Below are 20,411 nucleotides of genomic sequence, written 5' to 3'. Positions count from 1 at the left end.
GTCTCCCGCTCAGAACTCGATGCGCTCACGGCGGGTGGCGCGCAGCGTGACCACGGACAGGACCAGGGTGAGCAGCAGCATGACGACGCCCATCGCGCAGGCGTAGCCGCTCTTCCCGAAGTAGAGGAAGTTGCGCATCATCACGGTCGACATGACGTCGCTGCCGTGGTCGGGACCGCCTCCGTAGGCGCCCATGTTCGAGGTCATGGAGGAGACCAGGACGAACATGTCCATCGCGATGATGCCGAGGTACACCCAGGCCGTCTGGACGGTCTCCCAGAGCAGCGGCAGCGTGATCCGGAAGAAGGACTGGGAGCGGCCCGCGCCGTCGATCAGGGCGGCCTCGTAGATGTCCCGCGGAATGGACTGCATGGCCGCGGAGAACAGCACCAGATAGAAGCCGACGCCGTGCCAGACGACGACCGCCATCAGCGCCCACAGCACCACGTTGGGCTCGTTGAGCCATTCCACCGGATTGTTGACGTCCACCAGGTGGAGTTTGATCAGGACGCCGTTGAGCAGACCGCCGCCGTCACTGCGGTACACCGCGTTGAACAGCACCGCGAGAATCGCCAGCGACAGCACCTGCGGGAAGAAGTAGACGATTTTGTAGAACCCGGAACCGGCGACACCCTGCACGCCGCCGGCCTTGCTGTGTCCTCCCGCGTTCACCATGAAGGCGAAGAAGAGGGCCAGCAGAATGGTGATCACCGGGATGAACACCAGGAACAGGAGGTTGTGCCAGATGGCCTCCTTGAAGACGTCGTCGTGGATCAGCGCTCGATAGTTGTCCAGTCCGACGAACTTGAAGGTCTGTGACTCGCCCTTCCAGTCGGTCAGCGAATAGCCGAACGTCTGGATGTACGGCCAGATCACGAAGATCAGATAGAGCGCCACGGGAACGAAGAGAAATCCCGTGACGAACCTGTACTGCCCTTTGCGCATTGGCGTTTCCTGCCCCTGGTGTCCCGAGCGTGATCAGGTGGTGCGATCAGGCCTTGCGATCAGGAGTGAACATTCTTCTTCGACGCCGGGTCCTTGGCCTGCTTGTCGACGGCGGCCTGGCAGCGCTTCAGCCACTCCTTGGGCTGGATGCGCTTGGCCATCAGCTCGTTGGACGCGTTCTGGATGGAGGTGTCCATCTCGCTGTACCAGTCGGGGTACAGGAAGCGGAAGGTGTTGGCGCCGGCCGCCTTGGACGCGTCGACCGTGGACTGGGTGCCCGGGCGCAGGGTGACGCTGGAGTCGACACCGTCCTTGAGGATGGTGAGCGAGTTGGCCTCCTTGGCGAAGAGCGTCGACCACTCCTTGGAGAGCATGTGGCGCATGAACTCCTTGGCGCCGGGGAGGTTCTTGGCCTTCGCCGGGATGATGAAGGGCTCGCCCGAGCCGGCCCGGATCGCCTCGAACGGCATCTTGCTGTCGGCGAGCAGCGGCATCGGCAGGAACTTCATGTCGAAGTCCGTCGGCGTCAGCTTGAGCTGTTCGTTCTCCAGCCAGGAACCACAGGTGATGAACGCGGCCTTGTACTGGTTCCAGCGGGTCTGCGACTCGGTGTGGGTCAGGCCGTTGGTGCCGGGCATCAACAGGTCCTTCTCCACCACCTCGTAGATCGCCTCGATGCCGGCCTGCGCCGCGGCCGAGCCGACGAACGCCTTCGGGTCGAGGTTGTCGATCGCCTTGACGGCGTCGATCCCGCCCTTCTTGGCGATCAGGTCCATGATGGCGACGTTGATGTAGTACGGGTACTTGCCCTGGTGGGCGAGACCGCCGATACCGGCCGCCTTCGCCTTCTGGCAGACGGCGATGAACTCGTCCCAGGTCTTCGGCGGGGTCCAGCCCTTCTCCTTGAAGAGCTTGCCGGAGTACCACAACCCCCAGACCGTGTAGATGTAGTTGAGGGCGACGACCTTGCCCTCCTGCACACCCGGGTCGAGGGTGCCGGGGATCAGCAGATCGCGGACCTTCTTGGTCGGGTCGTCGATCGCCGGGGCGTCCAGCACCGGGGAGAGATCGAGCAACTGGCCGTTCTTGTACAGGACGTCGATCTTGATCTGCTGGGCGCCGGAGTCGTCGACGATGTCCGGCGGGTTGCCCGCGTTGAAGCGCGGCTGCAGCTTGCCGGTGATCTCCTGCGTTCCGGTGTGGGTCGAACTGACGCCGATCTTCGTCTTGAAGTTGGCTTCCCACGCCTTCGCGTAGTCGTCGCCGTAACCGCCCTTGAAGACGACGACGTCGAGCGTGCTGCCCTTCTTGACACCGAAGGGATTCGACTTCGACGTGGTGCCCTTGGTGGAGTCGTCGCTGCTGCTGTCGTCCCCGCCGCCGCTCGCACACGCGGCCAGGAAACTCATCGTGGGTACGGAGATCAGACCGAGTGCGGCCGACCTCTTGATCAAATCGCGGCGGCCGACGCCATTGGAACCGTTGTTCTCGGCTGAAGTGGATCCCATGCTCAAGTCCTCGCCTTCAACAGGACTCAGGCGGTGAACCGGATCCTCCCCGGCACCGCGGTCAGGTCGAGCTTGGTCGTGCAGGAGTACTTCGTGCGTGCTGCTGCGAGAGCGGTGTCGAACGCGACAGGTATAGTCCACTTCCGGTCGACAGAGCAAGATCGAATGCAGGGTGGGTTGTCGGTCTTTTCCGAAGTGAGACCTCGCGGAAATATGAACGCCCTGTGTGTTCGATGACGGAGAAATCCTCGTTATTGCCCTCGAATGCCTCACTCAACACCCTTGACACACCAGGCCACTTGACTCCCTACTGTTCCTTGCGCATCGAAGCTGACAACGTTGTCCAGCGTGCAGGGAGGATGCCCTCGTATGCATCACAGATGGTGGGGTACGGCGGTCGTGTCGACCGCCGCACTGGCTTTGCTCGTGGGTTCGCAGGGAGTGACGGTCGCCCTCCCGGCAAAGGCCCCGGCCGGCGGGGAGTTCGCCTCCTCGTTCGAGTCGGGAGACCCGGCGCCGGACTGGCTGAACACGGTCGACACCGCGCCGGACGGCTCCAAGCGGGCCTCGGGCGCCGACGGCGGCTACAGCACCGGGATCCCGGGCAATGTGACCGACCACGTCACCGACGTCCGGGCGAGCTCCGAGAACACCGGCGGCGGCGAGGTGAAGGAGAACCTCGTCGACGGCGAGTCCGGCACCAAGTGGCTGACCTTCGAGCCCACGGGCTGGGTCGAGTTCGACCTCGACAAACCGGCCAAGATAGTGACGTACGCCCTGACTTCGGCGAACGACTTCGCCGAACGCGATCCGAAGGACTGGACGCTGTCGGGCTCGACGGACGGCAAGGACTGGAAGACCCTGGACACCCGCTCCGGCGAGACCTTCGCCGACCGGTTCCAGACGAAGTCGTACGACCTCGCCGAGCCGGCCGAGTACCAGCACTTCCGGCTCGACATCACGAAGAACAACGGCGCGAGCGGCATCCTGCAGCTCGCCGACGTCCAGTTCTCGACGGGCGGGACCACCGCCCCCATCCCCGAGGACATGCTCTCGCTGGTCGACCGGGGCCCCAGCGGCTCCCCCACGGCCAAGGCGGGCGCCGGCTTCACCGGGAAGCGCGCACTGCGTTACGCGGGCCGTCACACGGCCACGGGGCGGGCGTACTCGTACAACAAGGTCTTCGACGTGAACGTGCCGGTCGGCCGGGACACCGCGCTCTCCTACCGGCTCTTCCCGCAGATGTCCGACGGTGACCTCGACTACGACGCCACGAACGTCTCCGTCGACCTCGCCTTCACCGACGGCACGTATCTCAGTGACCTCGGCGCGACGGACTCGCACGGCTTCGCGCTGACTCCGCAGGGGCAGGGCGCGGCGAAGATCCTCTACGTCAACCAGTGGAACAACGTTCTCTCGCGGATCGGTTCGGTCGCGGCCGGCAAGACCGTCGACCGGATCCTGCTGGACTACGACTCCCCCAGCGGCCCGGCGAAGTTCCGCGGCTGGCTGGACGACGTGAGCCTCAAGACGGTCGCGCCCGAGAAGCCGAAGGCGCATCTGTCCGACTACGCGCTGACCACCCGGGGCACCAACTCCAGCGGCAGCTTCTCGCGCGGCAACAACTTCCCCGCGGCGGCGCTGCCGCACGGCTTCAACTTCTGGACCCCGGTGACGAATTCGTCGTCGCTGAGCTGGCTGTACGACTACGCACGCGCGAACAACGACGACAACCTGCCGACGCTCCAGGCGCTCAGCCTGAGCCACGAGCCCAGCCCCTGGATGGGTGACCGGCAGACCTTCCAGGTGATGCCGTCGGCGGCCTCCGGAACCCCCAACACCGACCCGACGGCACGGGAGTTGGCGTTCAAGCACGAGAACGAGACCGCGCGCCCGTACTACTACGGCGTCACGTTCGAGAACGGTCTGAAGGCCGAGATGGCTCCGACCGACCACGCGGCCTCGCTGCGCTTCACCTACCCCGGTGACGACGCGAGCGTGATCTTCGACAACGTCACCGAGCAGGCGGGCCTGACCCTCGACAAGACCAACGGGACCGTCACCGGCTACTCGGACGTCAAGTCCGGGCTGTCCACCGGCGCTACGCGGCTCTTCGTCTACGGCACGTTCGACGCGCCCGTGACGGACGGCTCCTCCAGCGGGGTCAAGGGCTATCTGAAGTTCAAGCCGGGCGCCGACCACACGGTCACCCTGCGCCTGGCCACCTCGCTGATCAGCGTCGACCAGGCGCAGGACAACCTGCGCCAGGAGATCCCGGACGGCACCTCCTTCGACACGGTCAAGAAGCAGGCCCAGAAGGTGTGGGACAAGCTGCTCGGCAAGGTCGAGGTGGAGGGCGCCACGCCGGACCAGCTGACGACCCTGTACTCCAGCATGTACCGGCTGTACCTGTACCCCAACTCGGGCTTCGAGAAGGTGGGTTCGACGTACCAGTACGCCTCCCCCTTCTCCCCGATGACGAGCCAGGACACCCCGACGCACACCGGCGCGAAGATCGTCGACGGCAAGGTGTACGTCAACAACGGCTTCTGGGACACCTATCGGACGACCTGGCCGGCCTACTCGTTCCTGACGCCCAGTCAGGCGGGTGAGATGGTCGACGGGTTCGTGCAGCAGTACAAGGACGGCGGCTGGACCTCGCGCTGGTCCTCGCCCGGCTACGCGGACCTCATGACGGGCACCTCCTCGGACGTCGCGTTCGCGGACGCGTACGTCAAGGGCGTGAAGTTCGACGCCAAGTCGGCCTACGACGCGGCCGTGAAGAACGCGACCGTCGTCCCGCCCGCCTCCGGCGTGGGCCGCAAGGGCATGACCACCTCGCCCTTCCTCGGCTACACGAGCACCGACACCGGCGAGGGCTTCTCCTGGGCGATGGAGGGCTATGTCAACGACTACGGCATCGCGCAGATGGGCCAGGCCCTCTACAAGAAGACCGGCGAGAAGCACTACAAGGAGGAGTCCGAGTACTTCCTCAACCGCGCCCAGGACTACGTGAACCTCTTCGACAAGCAGGCCGGGTTCTTCCAGGGCAAGGACGCCAAGGGCAACTGGCGGGTGGACTCGGCGAGTTACGACCCGAAGATCTGGGGCTACGACTACACGGAGACCGACGGCTGGGGCTACGCCTTCACCGCCCCGCAGGACAGCCGCGGCCTCGCCAACCTCTACGGCGGCCGGAAGGCCCTCGGCGACAAGCTCGACCAGTACTTCAGCACCCCCGAGACCGCCTCGCCCACCAACGCCGGTTCCTACGGCGGTGTCATCCACGAGATGACGGAGGCGCGGGACGTCCGGATGGGCCAGTACGGCCACTCCAACCAGGTCGCCCACCACGTCACGTATATGTACGACGCGGCCGGCGAGCCCTGGAAGGCGCAGAAGGACGTGCGCGAGGTGCTGTCGCGGCTGTACACCGGCAGCGAGATCGGGCAGGGCTACCACGGCGACGAGGACAACGGCGAGCAGTCGGCCTGGTACCTCTTCTCCGCGCTCGGCTTCTACCCGCTGGTGATGGGCAGCGGCGAATACGCCATCGGCTCCCCGCTGTTCACCAAGGCGACCGTGCACCTGGAGAACGGCAAGGACCTGGTCGTCAAGGCGCCGAAGAACAGCACGAAGAACATCTACGTGCAGGGGCTGAAGGTCAACGGCCAGAACTGGACGAAGACTTCACTCCCCCACTCGCTGCTGGAGAAGGGCGGAGTGCTGGACTTCTCCATGGGCTCCAAGCCCTCGTCGTGGGGTAGCGGCAAGAACGCGGCACCGGTGTCGATCACCAAGACCGACAAGGTGCCGACGCCCCGCAGCGACCAACTCACCGGTGACGGCGCCCTGTTCGACAACACGTCGGCCACAGACGCGACGGTGACCTCGGTGGACCTGCCGGTCGCCAAGGCCACCAAGGGCATCCAGTACACGCTGACGTCGTCGAAGGACCACACGCAGGCACCGACCGGCTGGACCCTCCAGGGCTCCACCGACGGCACCTCGTGGAAGACGCTCGACAAGCGCTCCGGCGAGTCCTTCACCTGGGACAAGCAGACACGCGTCTTCTCGGTCAAGTCACCCGGCTCGTACGCGCGTTACCGCCTGGTGCTGAGCAGCTCCTCGACGCTCGCGGAGGTGGAACTGCTGGCCTGAGGCACGGTCACGGCACGGGGAGGCGGGGCAGCAGCCGTCGCAACGCCTCCGCGTGCTGGTGGACCCGTCTGAGCACGCCTCTTCTGGTCGACGCGAAGACGGGGACGTCCTGGGCCGGGCCGCACGCGGCGGCCGTGTACAGGTCGTCGAGCCACGCCCCGCTCCCCCTGGTGCCGTCCGGCGCCAGGGGGATCAGTCGTGTCAGGACCTCCGATTCGGCGCCGCCCAGGAACCAGACGCGCACCATCAGGTCGGCGCGCGCATAGCGCAGGCCGCCGTCTATGTCCTCGGGCGGCGCGAAGCCCTCGTCCCCCACCAGGAACGCGAAGGCCGTGCGCGCCTCGGCCCGGAACTCCTCGGGCAGCTGCGGCCGTTTCACCATCTGCGGATGCTCGCACGCGCCGATGTGCCCCCGCCACCGGAACGGGCGAGGGCACACAGAGTGGACGTCAGTTCACCGCAAGGGTGAACACATGGAGATCCGGGTCGTCCGGAAGTGTCACGCTCTTGATGGTCTTGCCCGTGGGCGCCGCGAACGGCTTGGTGGCGAACACATAGGTGGCTACCGGGTCTTTGTCCGCACCCGCGACATTGCGGTACGCGGTCCGGGCGACGACCTCGTTGCCGTACTGCACGGTGCCGCCGCCCCCACCGACCGTCCAGTCCGTGAAGGACAGGTCGACGGCGTCGGTGCTGCCGTCGGTGTAGGTGACGGTCGCCTTGGTCTGCTGGTTGCCGTTGACCGCGCTGCCCACGAAGGACAACGTGCTTGCGGGCTGCGGGAGTTGGACGGTCTGACCGGCCGCCGAGACGTTGTCCGGGCGCCCGTTCGGCGAGGCGGGCCAGGTGAAGCCGAGCCCGTCCACCGTCCCCGTGCCGCCCGGCGTCAGCCCGGCCGCCTCAAGCGCCTGGAGGGAGTAACTCCAGCCGCCTCCGTCGTAGTCCGCCTCGTCGTGCTCACCGGTGTCGTCGGAGACGCCGGTGTTGTTGTAGGCGGCGAGAAGGGTGCCGGGCGCGGCCACCGTCAGGGACACCGGCTGCTCGTACGACGTGCCGCCCGAGGTGACGGTGACCTTCACGTCGTAGAAGCCCTGCTGGACGTCCTCGGCGGCGGTGAGGGTGATGTCCTGGGAACCGTCGACCACCGTGCCCTGCGCGGGAGTTGCCGTGACTCCGGTGGGCGTCTCGACGCTGTAGCGGACCTCGGGGCCGGTGCCGCCGCTCAGGGACAGGGCCTTGATGTTGACCTTGGTGCTCTCGCCGGGGGCGAGGGTCGCGGCGGTCGGGCCGACGCCGATCTGGTACGGCTGCTCGCCGGTGCGGAAGGACGGCGGGGCGTCCGAAGGGGCGCTGCCCCAGGTGCGGTTCGGGGTGGTGGAGAGGGTGTAGTCGAGGGTGCCGCCGTTGCGGACGATGGAGGACGAGAGCCAAGGCTGTTGCGTGCTACGGCCGTTGACCTTCAGGGACTGGATGTACGGGGCGTCGGTCGCGGCGCCCTTCGCACGGATGGAGATGTCGTTGCCCTGCGGGCGCTTGATCTCGATGCGCTCGAACAGGGGTGAGGCGAGGGTGAGTTCGGCGCGGGAGGGGACCTGGGGGTACATGCCGAGCGCCGAGAAGACGTACCAGGACGACATCTCGCCGAGGTCGTCGTTGCCGGGGATGCCGGCCGGGTCGGTCGTCCAGAGCTGCTTCATGGCCGCCCTGACCGTCTCCTGGGTCTTGTAGGGCGCGCCCGCGTAGTCGTAGAGGTAGGGGACGTTGACGGACGGCTCGTTGTCCAGCTCCGACTTGTCGCCGCCACTGCCCGTGAAGGCCCAACTCCCGTCCGTCTCATGGAAGAAGGAGTCGAGGCGGGCGAGTGCCTTGTCGGTGCCGCCCATCGCCGCGAAGAGGCCCGCGGGGTTGTGCTGGACCATCCACGTGTACTGGGCGGCCGTGCCCTCCACGAAGCCGTTGCCGGTGCCCGGGGTGAAGCCGGTGACCCAACTGCCGTCCGCCTTGCGGTTGGCGATGTAGCCGCCGGTGGGGTCGGCGGCGATGTTGAAGTTGTTCTGCCACCACTGGGCGCGCTGGGCGAAGTCGGCCGCCGTGCTCTTCTTCCCTGCCGCCGTGGCGAGTTGGGAGAGCGCGAAGTCCGCGGTGGACATCTCCAGGGTTTCGGCGGCGCCGCCCCAGGCGTTGGAGACGGACGGCATGTAGTGCAGGTTCAAGTACTTGTCCAGGGACGGGCGTTGGCCCACCGAGAGCACCGGCTTGCCCGAGGAGGACAGGTCCTGTGCGGTCGGGACGGTCGCCGCCTGGACCAGGGAGTTGAGAGCCCCCTTCAGGTCGAAGTCCGTGCCGCCGAAGGCGCGGATGCCGGCCAGGGCGGTGGGTGAGGGGTCGCCGTTCATGACGTGGGTGCCGCTCGCGCCGTGCAGCCAGCGGTCCCAGACTCCCCCGTTCTGCTGGGCGAGTTCATAGAGGGACTGGGCGATGTCCGAGCCCGTGCGCGGGCTGAGCAGGGTGAGCAGTTGGACCTGCGACCGGTAGATGTCCCAGCCGGAGAAGGTGCCGTACTGCGCTTGATGACCCCGGCTCACCTTGTGGACCTTGCCGTCGCTGCCCGTGTATCTGCGGTCGGCGTCGCTGATGACGTTCGGGTGCAGGAGGGCGTGGTAGAGCGCGGTGTAGAAGGTGGTGCGCTCGGTGTCGGTGCCGCCGCCGACCTTGATCGCGCCGAGCTGGTCGCGCCAGGCGCGGTGCGCCGCGTCCTCGACCGCGTCGAAGGAGCGCTTCGGCGGGTTCTCCGCGGCGAGGTTGGCCTTGGCGCCGGCCTGACTGACGTAGGAGATACCGACTTTGACGCCGACCGGGCCGGTGCCGGGTTCGAACTCGACGTAGCCGCCCGCGCCCTTGCCCGCGACGGGACGGCCGCCGGTGGTGAAGCCGCCCGTGCCGCCGGTGGCGTTCGTCGAACCCGGGGTCAGGTTGTCGTCCTGCCAGGTGCCGGTGGTCTTGAAGGCGCGGTCGAAGGTGGCGGTGAAGTACAGGGTGTAGTAGGCGCGTTGGCCCTCGGGGTCGAGGTAGCCGCAGAAGTTGCCGGAGGTGACGGAGCCGGAGACCGTGTTGGTCTTCGGGTCGATGGTGACCGACGAATCGGTGGAGCCCACCTCGGAGTTGGCGGTGCGGATCAGCAGCGAGGCGGGCTTGTCGGCCGGGTAGGTGAAGCGGCCGGAGCCGGTGCGGGCCGTCGCCGTGAGGTCGGCGGTGACGCCGGAGGCGAGGCCGACCTTGTAGTGGCCGGGTTCGGCGGTCTCGTCGGTGTGGCTGAAGTCGGAGGCGTAGACGGCGTCCTTGGTGTCGCTCGCCGGGGAGGAGGTGACCTCACCGGCGTACGGGTAGAACGGGATGTCGCCGCTGCCGCCCGCGCAGCCCGTGCCCGACATGTGGGTGAGGCTGAAGCCGCGGATGCGGGTGGCGTCGTACTGGTAGCCGCCGGGCGCGGCTGTGCTCGTTGCGCTGCCTCTGGTGTTCTCCGGGCTCCAGGAGAGCATGCCGAAGGGCACGACGGCGCCCGGGAAGACGTTGCCGCCGTTCTTGGTGCCGATCAGCGGATCGACGTAGGCGGTGGGGTCCTTGACGAGTTGCGGCGGGGCGGGGGTGGCCGCCAGGGCGGGGGTGGCGCCGCCGACCGCGAGTGCGGCGGCGAGCAGCAGGGACATGGGACGGAAACGCATGACGCGGCCCCTCCTCCTTCGGACGGGTCGCGCACCACAGGTCGCACAAGCCGCAGGGACAGTAACGTGCGCCACCCGTACCACGGAAGGGCGCGTGGGCCGACGGGGGCGCGCTGGGCACCCACTCGGACGGCGCCCGCAGGCCAACTCGCTTGACATCGTTGTCCGTTGGGGCGGTAGAGTCATATGCAGACCATCCGACAACGTTGTCGCACCGCAGTGTCGTCCCAAGCCACGCACCACCCGGGCAGGTCGAACCCCCATTCCCTGCCCGGCTCGCGGACCCGGTGGCCCCCGACCACCGGGTCCGCCCCGAGCACCGGCTCAACCGACCTGGCAGGGCAGGGTAGTTGCCGTGTCCCCGCCGTCGCCGTTCACGACGTAGCCGAAGGTGGCGCTCTGCCCCGGACTCAGTGAGCCGTTCCAGTCGGCGTTGTGGACCATCACGTCCTGGCCGCTGTAGGTCGCGTTGCCGTTCCAGAGGCTGGCGACCGACTGGCCTGCGGGGAGTGCCCAGTTGACCATCCAGCCGAGCATCGGGACATCACCGGAGTTGGTGACGGTCACCTCGGACTGGTAGCCGCCGGGCCAGGTTCCGGTCGTGTGCCGCGTTGCCGAACAGACGCCGGGTACCGGGTCGGTGGGGTTGCCCGGGTCGTGAATACCCGTCACTTCGCCGTTGCCGCCGTCGAACACGACGTCCGAGCAGGAGTAGAAGGTCTCCGTGCTGTCCGAGCGCTGCCACACCATGTAGATGATGTGGCGCCCCGACTTGTCCGCCGGAAGCTGCCCGGTCCAGGAGTAGTTGGCCTCGACCGTGCCCGGCGTGCCGTTGAGCGGCGGGTGGTCGACCGTGAGGAACGGGGTGTCCTCCATGTCGTCCCAGGTGAGTGTCTTCGTCGGGTCGAAGCCGTCCTTGGTGATGTAGACGTAGAACCAACCCGGGTGCGCCGCCCAGGCGTTGTACGAGAAGTCGACCGTCGCGCCGGAGGTCAGATGCGTCAACGGCCAGTCGTCGCGCGGGAGATCGAAGCCCGTGAAGTTCGGGTTGCCGCCGCTGCACAGCGAACCGTCCGGCACGAAGCCCCGGGTGCGGCCGGCGCCGTCGGACCGCAGCACCGAGAACCAGTTGTAGAACGGCGTTGTGCCGCTGACCTGTTGGGCCGCCTTGCAGGCTGGGTTGATCGGTTTGATCTCACCGGTGTCGGTGAGCGCGTCCTGCCAGCAGAGGAAGGTTCGACTGCCGGGTTTCATGGGGGTGCCGTGGGCCTCCGCCCGGCCACCCGTGGCGAGGATCAGGGCCAGGGCAGGGACGGTGGTGAGGAGCGCCAGGAGGACAAGGAAAAGGGCTCGGTGGGGGGTGGGGCGCGGTAATCGCGGTACCACGTGGGGAGTTGGGGTTGGGATTGTCATAGGCATGACAGTTCTACGTCCCTTCGGTCGGCGGGTGCGAGGAACGTGCGGAGGTGGATGGGTGGGGTGGGGCGACCCGGCCACCCGGCGGGTTCCGGACCGTCGGGCGGATGGGAGCGCTCCCACCCCACTTGTCCGTGAAGTTAGCGCGGACTGGGGTGGCTGTAAACGGCTGGCGGCGCGTGAAGTGGCGCTCGGGGCGGGCTTGTTCGGAGCCGGGTCTCATACGATCCCGGCATGATCGCAGTCGTCGTCACGGTCGCACTGGCCTTCGCCGGGTATGCCGCCACGTACCTCAACGGTCTGCGGTTGACCCAACGGCAGGAGCGGCTCGCCCGGGTCAATCGTCAACTCGGGGACTTCTACGGGCCGTTGCTCGCACTGACGGAGGCCAACGCCCGCACTTTCGCCGCGTTCGTGGAGCGACATGCCCGGCCCGGAGGCATCTCGCCCTTCAGCGGCGGAACTCCGCCGACCGACGAGGAACTCGCCGAGTGGCGGCTGTGGGTGGCGACCGTTTTCCTGCCGACCCTGCGGGAGATGCGCGAACTCGTCGTCGGGCGGTCGGATCTGCTGCGCGAGCCGGAGATGCCGCCGCTGCTGCTGGAGTTGTGCGCGCACGCGGCCGGATACGAGATCACCGCGGCGCGCTGGGCGCAGGGCGACTTCTCGGAGCACCTGTCACTGGTCGCCTTCCCGAGCGCGGAGCTGGCCGCGTACGCGCGGCGGGGATTCGGCGAACTGAAGCTGGAACAGGCGCGGTTGCTGGGCGGGCGTACGGGCGGCGGCAGATGACCGCGATGACCGAACGGGCCGATGTGCGGGTGGGACAGACAGGACTTCCTCCGGCCGGCGCCACAGTGGCCCCACAGACTTGACCCAGTTTTGGCCAAGCGCGCCATGTGGTGACTGGCGTTCGGTCCTGTTCACTTGTCGCGTCCACGGGGTTGGTTCTTGACGTTTTCTGAGTCGAGTGGGCGTTGCGATGGAGGAACAGCTCATGAGAAGACAGATCCGCGGTGCACTGGCCGCGTTCACCGGAGCGCTGCTGCTCACCATGGGAGTCACCGTGACCGGCGGTCATTCCGCGCGGGCCGATGACAACGGTGTCGGGCTCAAACCCGTGCTGGGGTGGAGCAGTTGGAGCTTCGTGCGGCGTAACCCGACCGCGCAGACCATCGAGGCGCAGGCGAAGGCGCTCAAGGACAGCGGGCTGGCGAAGAACGGGTTCGTCTACGCCAACGTCGACGACTTCTGGTACCAGTGCCCCGGCAGTCAGGGGCCGGACGTCGACCAGTACGGCCGCTGGGTCACCGACCCCGTCAAGTTCCCGCCGCGCGGTAGCGAGAACGGCGTCCAGGTCGTGGCCGACTATGTCCACTCCCTGGGGCTGAAGTTCGGCCTGTATGTCACGCCTGGCATCTCGCAGCAGGCGGTCGCCAAGAACACCGAGATCAAGGGGACCGCCTACCACGCGCGGGACATCGCCACCTCGACGACGGAGAGCAACTACAACTGCGGCGGCATGGTCGGCATCGACTACACCAAGCCCGGCGCGCAGACGTTCATCGACTCGTGGGCCGGCCAGTTCGCCGGGTGGGGTATCGACTATCTGAAGATCGACGGTGTCGGCACGTCCGACCAACAGGACGTCCAGGCCTGGTCGGGCGCCCTGCACCACACCGGGCGGCCCATCCACCTGGAGCTGTCCAACAACCTCGACATCAACAACGCGGCGACCTGGAAGAAGCTCTCCAACGGCTGGCGCACCGGCGGCGACATCGAGTGCTACTGCGGTCCTGACGGCAGCAGTTACCCCCTGACCACCTGGGCCTCCATCGCCTCGCGCTTCGACCAGGTCGCGGCCTGGGCACCGTACGGCGGTCCCGGCGGCTACAACGACTACGACTCCCTCGAAATCGGGAACGGTGCCGACAACGGCCTCACCCCCGACGAGCGCAGGACCCAGATGAGTCTGTGGTCGCTGGCCGCCTCCCCGCTCGTCCTCGGCACCGACCTCACCCATCTCGACCCCGCCGACCTCGCGTTGCTCAAGAACACCGACGTCCTCGCGGTCGACCAGGACGGCATCGACGCCAAGCGGATCTCCTCGGACGCGAACGCGCAGGTGTTCGCCAAGACCGAGGCCGACGGGGACGTCGTGGTCGGTCTGTTCAACACCGGGTCGGCTCCCCGGGAGGTGGCCACGACCGCGTCCGCGCTGGGTCTGTCCAAGGCGCGCGACTACGCCCTGCGGGACTTGTGGAGCCACCAACTCACCGAGTCCGCCGGCCGGATCGCCGCCAACGTGCCGGCGCACGGTGTGGTCCTGTACCGGGTTCACGCCACCCACCGCACGGTGACCGGCGCGGCTCCGGACGTCTCGTTCGGGCTCAACTGGGCGCCCGCGTCGAGCGACAGCACCACGCGTACGGTGACCGCGGTCCTGTCCGACAACGGGTCGCGGGCGATCACCGATGCCGACCTGACCCTCACCGGGCCGGCCGGCACGAAGATCACCACGCGTGACGTGACCCGGGCCGGGACGATCCGCGGCGGACACGCACTGAAGGTCACCTACTCCGTGTCCATCCCGCCCTCGGCGAAGCTCTTCGCCTCCAACGACTTCCAGGGGACGGCGAGTTACCGCTTCCGGTCGGCGGGGAGGACCCGGCTGACCGCCGGTGACACGATCACGGTCAACCACCAAGTGACCGCCCCTTACCGGACGTTCGCCTCCACCACCGCGAGCTTCAGCGAGTCCGGTACCCAACTCGGTATCCAGGCGCAGGGTGCGGACCTGTACAACGGCACCAACGAGTACGGGTCGATCTATCTGCCGGGTGCCGAGCACGACGGTTCGGTGACGACGGTGAAGCTCAACTCGCAGTCGGACACGGATGTTTGGGCGAAGGCCGGGATCATGGTGCGCAACGACATCACCCAGCCGAACACGTCCCCCGGGTATGTGGCCCTGGTCGCGACTCCGGGCAACGGTTATCTCCTCGACTGGGACAGCGACGGCGACGGAAAGCTCGACTCGCAGGACTCCACCGGTACCGCCGCCTACCCCTCGTGGCTGAAGCTCGTCCGTGACGGCACCAGCTACAGCGGCTACTACTCGACCGACAACGCCACTTGGAACCTGGTCGGCACCATCGACGTCCCGACGGCCGCAGCCACCCAGGATGTTGGCCTCACCCAGACCTCGCACGCCTCGGGCACGACCGGCGAGGCCGACTTCGACGGGTTCACGACCAGTCCCTAGGCCTACAAGGACAGGGACGGTGATGCGCGTCCGCCGGTGCTCGGTGCTCTTCTAGACCGGTGCCGTGCGGGCGCGCATCGCCGGTTCTGCGGGCGGGAGTTCGGTGGCGGCGGCGGGGAGTTCGATGGTGAACTCCGTGCGGCCCGGGACGCTGGTCACGTCGATGCGGCCGCCGTGGGCTCCGGTGATCGCCGTCGCGATGGCGAGGCCGAGGCCGGAGCCGCCCTCCTTGCCGCCGGCCCGGGCGCGGGAGGCGTCGGCGCGGGTGAAGCGTTCGAAGACCGTGGGGAGGAGTGCCTGGGGGATGCCGGGGCCGTCGTCGCGTACCCGGATGACGACGGTGTGGGCGGCGGTGGCCTCGACGCTCGCCGTGACCGTCGTGCCAACGGGTGTGTGCATACGCGCGTTGGCCAATAGGTTGGCCAACACCTGGTGCAGGCGGGCCTCGTCGCCGACGACCAGGGCCGGGGCGTCCAGGGACAGCTGGAGCTGCCAGTCGTGGCCGGTGCCCGCGGCGCGCGCGTCCCACACCGCCTCGGCGAGCAGCGCCGCGAGGTCCACCTCGGCGGAGTGCAACGGGCGGCCCTCGTCGAGCCGGGCGAGCAGCAGGAGGTCCTCCACCAGGCCTGTCATACGCGCCGACTCGGCGGTGACCCGGCGCCAGGCGAGGCCCGGTTCGATGCGGTCGGTGCCGCGGTTCATCAGCTCGGCGTAGCCCGCGATAGAGGCCAGCGGGGTGCGGAGTTCGTGGCTGGCGTCGGCGAGGAAGCGGCGCATGCGTTCCTCGCTGCGGCGCATCTGCTCCTCGCTGCGCTGGCGTTCGGCGAGTGAGGACTCGACGTGGTCGATCATGCGGTTGAGCGCGGCGCCGACCTGGCCGGCCTCGCTGGCAGGGTCGGTGTCCCGCTCGGGCACCCGGGTGAGCGCGGTGACCTCGCCGTGCCCGAGCTGCGAGCGGGAGACCTCGACGGCGGTGGCGGCGACCCGGTCGAGGGGCCGTAGCTGCCGTCGTATGACGACCGCGCACAGGCAGCCCGCCGCGGTCAGGCCGGCGAGGGCGACGGCCGCCTCGACCGCCACCAGACCGCTGATCATGTCCTGGACGTCGTCCATCGGGAGGCCGGCGAGGACCCGGACCCCTTTGTCGTCGAGCACGGTGAGCCGGTAGGTGCCCAGGCCGGGCACGGTCCTGGTGTGCTTCGCGCCGTCGGCCGTGATGCCCTTGAGGGCGGCGCGCTGGGCGTTGGTAAGGTTCCGCGGCGGGGCGTCCTGGCTGACGACGGCCGCGGCGGTGATCGCGCCCTGGGCGTCCAGCCGCGCGGCGAGTGTCCCGGCCGCGTGGCCGTTCTCCGAGAGGAACCCGAGGTCGTCGTCGAAGCCCGGACGCAGTTCGGCCCCGCCCAGGCTCCGCTCGGCTGCGTTGCCGACCCGGTCGTCCAAGTTGCCCAGCAGATAGGCGCGTTGGACGAACACGGTGGTGAGGGCCATCGCGGCGCACACGACGACGAGGGTGACGCTGATGAAGAGGAGGAGGCGGGTACGGAGTGAACGGCCGTGCAGGCGGCCTCGGTTGCGGGTCAGGAGGTTCATCTGCCGTCCTCCACGGGCCGTAGGGCGTATCCCATTCCTCGCACGGTGTGGATCATCGGGGCCCGGCCCCGGTCTATCTTCCGGCGGAGGCTGGAGATGTAGACCTCGACGAGGTTGCCGCCGCCGTCGAAGCAGCTGCTCCACACCTGGTCGAGGATCTGTGCCTTGCTCAGCACCTGGCGGGGGTGGTCGAGGAACAGGGTGAGCAGGTCGAACTCCTTGGCGGTGAGCTGGACCGGCTCACCGGCGCGCCGTACCTCGCGGGTCTCGCCGGTCAGGACGAGGTCGCCGAGGACCCGTACGGAGTCGTCGGCCGGGGTGCGTTCGCCGCCCGCCCGGCGCAGCAGTCCGCGCAGCCGCAGCACGACCTCCTCCAGGGAGAAGGGCTTGGTGACGTAGTCGTCGGCGCCCGCTTCGAGGCCGTCGAGGCGGTGCTCGATCGCGTCGCGGGCGGTGAGCATGAGGACGGGCAGCCTGGGGTTCTCGTACCGGAGTCTGCGCAGCACCTGTACGCCGTCCAGGTCGGGCAGCATGCCGTCGAGGACGACGGCGTGCGGGGCGCAGCCGCGGGCGATCCGCAGCGCGCTGTGCCCGTCCGGCGCGGGATAGGGCCGCCAGCCGGCCTCGGTGACCGCGACGGAGAGCAGCTCGGTAAGCGCGGGCTCGTCGTCGACGATGAGCACGCGGACGCGGCTGCTGCGGGACCCAGAGGTGCCAGTCATGTCCCGATTCTGTCCCGGCCCGCTGGGGGAATCCTGTGTACCGCATGTGCGCAGGCGAGGAGTTCGGCCCTCGGGGCGGCTTTTGGGCACGGTCCGGGACAGGAGGGAAGCGTGATGCGCGGCCCGAAGTCGCCCGGGGAGGGCGGGAGTTCAGGCCAAAGCGACCGGCCGCCGCCCCGTGCGGGCGACGGCCGGTCGCGTTCAAGAACCTTCAGGCGTACGTCAGTTGCGGATCAGGTTGCGCAGGACGTACTGCAGGATGCCGCCGTTGCGGTAGTAGTCGGCCTCGCCGGGGGTGTCGATGCGGACGACCGCGTCGAACTCCACGCCGGTGTCGGTGGTGACCTTGACCGTGCTCGGGGTGGTGCCGTCGTTCAGCTCGGTGATGCCGGCGACGGAGAAGGACTCCTCGCCGGTCAGCCCGAGGGACTCGGCGGACTGGCCCGCCGGGTACTGGAGCGGGATGACGCCCATGCCGATGAGGTTCGAGCGGTGGATGCGCTCGTACGACTCGGCGATGACGGCCTTGACTCCGAGGAGCGCGGTGCCCTTGGCGGCCCAGTCGCGGGACGAGCCGGAGCCGTACTCCTTGCCGGCCAGGATGACCAGCGGGATGCCCTGCTCGATGTAGTTGCGCGAGGCGTCGTAGATGAACGACACCGGCGCGTCGGCCTGCGTGAAGTCACGCGTGAAGCCGCCCTCGGTGCCCGGCGCGACCTGGTTGCGCAGGCGGATGTTGGCGAAGGTGCCGCGGATCATGACCTCGTGGTTGCCTCGGCGGGAGCCGTAGGAGTTGAAGTCACGCCGCTCGATGCCGTGCTCGGTGAGGTACTTGCCGGCCGGGGTGTCGGCCTTGATGGCGCCGGCCGGGGAGATGTGGTCGGTCGTGACCGAGTCGCCGAGCTTGGCGAGGACGCGGGCGCCGTCGATGTCCGAGACCGGGGTGGTCTCCATCGTCATGCCCTCGAAGTACGGGGGCTTGCGGACGTAGGTCGACTGCGCGTCCCACTCGAAGGTGTTGCCCTCCGGGATGGGCAGCGCCTGCCACTGGGCGTCGCCCGCGAAGACGTCGGCGTAGGACTTGTTGAACATGTCCTCGCCGATGGAGTTCGCGACGACGTCGTTGACCTCGGCCTCGGTCGGCCAGATGTCTTCGAGGTAGACCGGCTTGCCGTCCTGGTCGACGCCGAGGGCGTCCTTGGTGATGTCCACCTTCATGGAGCCCGCGAGGGCGTACGCGACGACCAGCGGCGGGGACGCCAGGTAGTTCATCTTGACGTCCGGGTTGATCCGGCCTTCGAAGTTGCGGTTGCCGGAGAGCACCGAAGTCACGGCCAGGTCATGGTCGTTGACGGCCTTGGAGACCTCCTCCGGCAGCGGGCCGGAGTTGCCGATGCAGGTGGTGCAGCCGTAGCCGACGAGGTTGAAGCCGACCTTGTCGAGGTAGGGGGTGAGCCCCGCCTTGTCGAAGTAGTCGGTGACGACCTTGGAGCCCGGGGCGAGGGTGGTCTTGACCCACGGCTTCCGCGTCAGACCCTTCTCCACGGCCTTCTTCGCGACGAGCGCGGCGGCGACCATGACGTACGGGTTCGAGGTGTTGGTGCAGGAGGTGATGGCCGCGACCGTCACCGCGCCGTGGTCGAGCTCGTAGGTCGAGCCGTCGGGGGCGGTGACCGTGACGGGGTTGCTCGGCACGCCGTTGCTGGCGGCCGGGGAGTCGGAGGCCGGGAAGGACTCCTTGCCCGCCTCGTCGTCGTCGGCGACGTAGTTGCGTACGTCGCTCTTGAACTGCTCGGAGGCGTTCGCGAGGACGATGCGGTCCTGCGGGCGCTTCGGTCCCGCGATCGAGGGGACGACCGTCGAGAGGTCGAGCTCCAGCTTCTCGGAGAAGTCGGGCTCGGCGGCCGGGTCGAGCCAGAGGCCCTGCTCCTTGGCGTACGACTCGACGAGCGCGACCTGCTGCTCGTCACGGCCGGTCAGGCGCAGGTACTTCAGGGTCTCGTCGTCGATCGGGAAGATCGCGGCGGTGGAACCGAACTCCGGCGACATGTTGCCGATGGTGGCGCGGTTCGCCAGGGAGGTGGCGGCGACGCCCTCGCCGTAGAACTCGACGAACTTGCCGACCACGCCGTGCTTGCGGAGCATCTCGGTGATCGTGAGGACGAGGTCCGTGGCGGTGGTGCCCGGGGTCAGCTCGCCCGTGAGCTTGAAGCCGACGACGCGCGGGATGAGCATCGACACCGGCTGGCCGAGCATCGCGGCCTCGGCCTCGATGCCGCCGACGCCCCAGCCCAGCACACCGAGGCCGTTGACCATCGTGGTGTGCGAGTCGGTGCCGACCAGGGTGTCGGGGTACGCCTGGCCGCCTCGGACCATGACGGTCCGGGCCAGGTGCTCGATGTTGACCTGGTGGACGATGCCGGTGCCCGGCGGGACGACCTTGAACTCGTCGAACGCGGTCTGGCCCCAGCGCAGGAACTGGTAGCGCTCGCGGTTGCGGCCGTACTCCAGCTCGACGTTCTGCGCGAACGCCTCGTGGGTGCCGAACTTGTCCGCGATGACGGAGTGGTCGATGACCAGCTCGGCCGGCGCGAGGGGGTTGATCTTCGCCGGGTCGCCGCCCAGCTCCTTCACGGCCTCACGCATGGTCGCGAGGTCCACCACGCAGGGCACGCCGGTGAAGTCCTGCATGATCACACGGGCCGGCGTGAACTGGATCTCCTGCGACGGCTGGGCCTGCGAGTCCCAGGTGCCGAGGGCGCGGATGTGGTCGGCGGTGATGTTCGCGCCGTCCTCGGTGCGGAGCAGGTTCTCCAGCAGGACCTTAAGGCTGTAGGGGAGCCGGGCCGAGCCCTCCACCTTGTCCAGGCGGAAGATCTCGTACGACTCGTCGCCCACCTGCAGTGTGCTGCGGGCGTCGAAGCTGTTCGCCGACACGACAGTCTCCTTCATTGATGTGCGCGTTCCCACCGCATCCTGCCGCTACGACGTCTTGGCCGATCCGCTAAGGTAAGGCTAAGTTAGGTAAGCCTTACTGCTGGGATCGGCGGAGTGTGCGGCTGCGGTGCACCTCGGCAGATAT

11 protein-coding genes are annotated in these 20,411 nt (G+C 68.1%); 3 read left to right on the top strand and 8 right to left on the bottom strand.

Annotated elements, in window-relative coordinates:
- Positions 1-9 precede the first annotated feature (9 nt).
- Positions 10-945 (bottom strand): carbohydrate ABC transporter permease, encoded by a 936-nt coding sequence (locus OG496_RS41230; RefSeq protein ID WP_405974484.1) that lies wholly within the window; start codon positions 943-945, stop codon positions 10-12.
- A gap of 59 nt (positions 946-1,004) precedes the next feature.
- Positions 1,005-2,453, bottom strand: a complete 1,449-nt coding sequence (gene ngcE, locus OG496_RS41225; protein WP_399393588.1) for an N-acetylglucosamine/diacetylchitobiose ABC transporter substrate-binding protein — start codon at positions 2,451-2,453, stop codon at positions 1,005-1,007.
- Between the two features lie 369 nt (positions 2,454-2,822).
- On the opposite strand from ngcE, the gene OG496_RS41220 reads away from it, so the two are divergent.
- Positions 2,823-6,614: a GH92 family glycosyl hydrolase gene (locus OG496_RS41220; protein ID WP_405974483.1), complete on the top strand. Its 3,792-nt coding sequence runs from the start codon at positions 2,823-2,825 to the stop codon at positions 6,612-6,614.
- Between the two features lie 7 nt (positions 6,615-6,621).
- Here OG496_RS41220 and OG496_RS41215 read toward each other — a convergent pair whose 3' ends face one another.
- The 3 genes from OG496_RS41215 to OG496_RS41205 all read right to left on the bottom strand — a co-directional run bounded on the left by OG496_RS41215 (position 6,622) and on the right by OG496_RS41205 (position 11,749).
- Positions 6,622-6,996 (bottom strand): hypothetical protein, encoded by a 375-nt coding sequence (locus OG496_RS41215; RefSeq protein ID WP_366493245.1) that lies wholly within the window; start codon positions 6,994-6,996, stop codon positions 6,622-6,624.
- Between the two features lie 67 nt (positions 6,997-7,063).
- Positions 7,064-10,336 (bottom strand): GH92 family glycosyl hydrolase, encoded by a 3,273-nt coding sequence (locus OG496_RS41210; protein WP_405974482.1) that lies wholly within the window; start codon positions 10,334-10,336, stop codon positions 7,064-7,066.
- A 324-nt stretch (positions 10,337-10,660) separates the two neighbouring features.
- Positions 10,661-11,749: a lytic polysaccharide monooxygenase gene (locus OG496_RS41205; RefSeq protein ID WP_405974481.1), complete on the bottom strand. Its 1,089-nt coding sequence runs from the start codon at positions 11,747-11,749 to the stop codon at positions 10,661-10,663.
- 237 nt (positions 11,750-11,986) lie between these two features.
- On the opposite strand from OG496_RS41205, the gene OG496_RS41200 reads away from it, so the two are divergent.
- Together OG496_RS41200 and OG496_RS41195 are read left to right on the top strand one after the other, a co-directional pair.
- Entirely contained in the window at positions 11,987-12,544 is a 558-nt protein-coding gene (locus OG496_RS41200) for a hypothetical protein (protein WP_405974480.1), read from the top strand.
- A gap of 205 nt (positions 12,545-12,749) precedes the next feature.
- Positions 12,750-15,017: an NEW3 domain-containing protein gene (locus OG496_RS41195; protein ID WP_405974479.1), complete on the top strand. Its 2,268-nt coding sequence runs from the start codon at positions 12,750-12,752 to the stop codon at positions 15,015-15,017.
- Positions 15,018-15,068: 51 nt separating this feature from the next.
- Here OG496_RS41195 and OG496_RS41190 read toward each other — a convergent pair whose 3' ends face one another.
- The 3 genes from OG496_RS41190 to acnA form a co-directional block, all read right to left on the bottom strand.
- On the bottom strand, positions 15,069-16,607 hold the full coding sequence (locus tag OG496_RS41190; RefSeq protein WP_405974478.1) for a sensor histidine kinase: 1,539 nt from the start codon (positions 16,605-16,607) through the stop codon (positions 15,069-15,071).
- Positions 16,604-17,329 (bottom strand): response regulator transcription factor, encoded by a 726-nt coding sequence (locus OG496_RS41185; protein ID WP_366493252.1) that lies wholly within the window; start codon positions 17,327-17,329, stop codon positions 16,604-16,606. Before OG496_RS41185 ends, OG496_RS41190 begins: the two co-directional genes overlap by 4 nt.
- 222 nt (positions 17,330-17,551) lie before the next feature.
- The gene (acnA, locus tag OG496_RS41180) at positions 17,552-20,266 is read right to left on the bottom strand and encodes an aconitate hydratase AcnA (RefSeq protein ID WP_405974477.1); all 2,715 of its coding nucleotides are present in this window, start codon (positions 20,264-20,266) and stop codon (positions 17,552-17,554) included.
- Between the last annotated feature and the right edge of the window lie 145 nt (positions 20,267-20,411).

The sequence above is a fragment of the Streptomyces sp. NBC_00988 genome, from assembly GCF_045162645.1.
In the GTDB taxonomy this organism is placed as follows: Bacteria; Actinomycetota; Actinomycetes; order Streptomycetales; family Streptomycetaceae; genus Streptomyces.
Note: the sequence above shows the minus strand (reverse complement) of the source record. Positions and strands in the feature narration are given on the sequence as shown.

Excerpts from the sequence above, each read along its gene's own strand:
- OG496_RS41220 (WP_405974483.1), top strand. The coding sequence starts at position 2,823 with ATGCATCACAGATGGTGGGGTACGGCGGTCGTGTCGACCGCCGCACTG.
- ngcE (WP_399393588.1), bottom strand. The coding sequence starts at position 2,453 with ATGGGATCCACTTCAGCCGAGAACAACGGTTCCAATGGCGTCGGCCGC.
- OG496_RS41190 (WP_405974478.1), bottom strand. The coding sequence starts at position 16,607 with ATGAACCTCCTGACCCGCAACCGAGGCCGCCTGCACGGCCGTTCACTC.
- OG496_RS41185 (WP_366493252.1), bottom strand. The coding sequence starts at position 17,329 with ATGACTGGCACCTCTGGGTCCCGCAGCAGCCGCGTCCGCGTGCTCATC.
- OG496_RS41200 (WP_405974480.1), top strand. The coding sequence starts at position 11,987 with ATGATCGCAGTCGTCGTCACGGTCGCACTGGCCTTCGCCGGGTATGCC.
- OG496_RS41230 (WP_405974484.1), bottom strand. The coding sequence starts at position 945 with ATGCGCAAAGGGCAGTACAGGTTCGTCACGGGATTTCTCTTCGTTCCC.
- OG496_RS41205 (WP_405974481.1), bottom strand. The coding sequence starts at position 11,749 with ATGACAATCCCAACCCCAACTCCCCACGTGGTACCGCGATTACCGCGC.
- OG496_RS41195 (WP_405974479.1), top strand. The coding sequence starts at position 12,750 with ATGAGAAGACAGATCCGCGGTGCACTGGCCGCGTTCACCGGAGCGCTG.
- OG496_RS41210 (WP_405974482.1), bottom strand. The coding sequence starts at position 10,336 with ATGCGTTTCCGTCCCATGTCCCTGCTGCTCGCCGCCGCACTCGCGGTC.
- OG496_RS41215 (WP_366493245.1), bottom strand. The coding sequence starts at position 6,996 with ATGGTGAAACGGCCGCAGCTGCCCGAGGAGTTCCGGGCCGAGGCGCGC.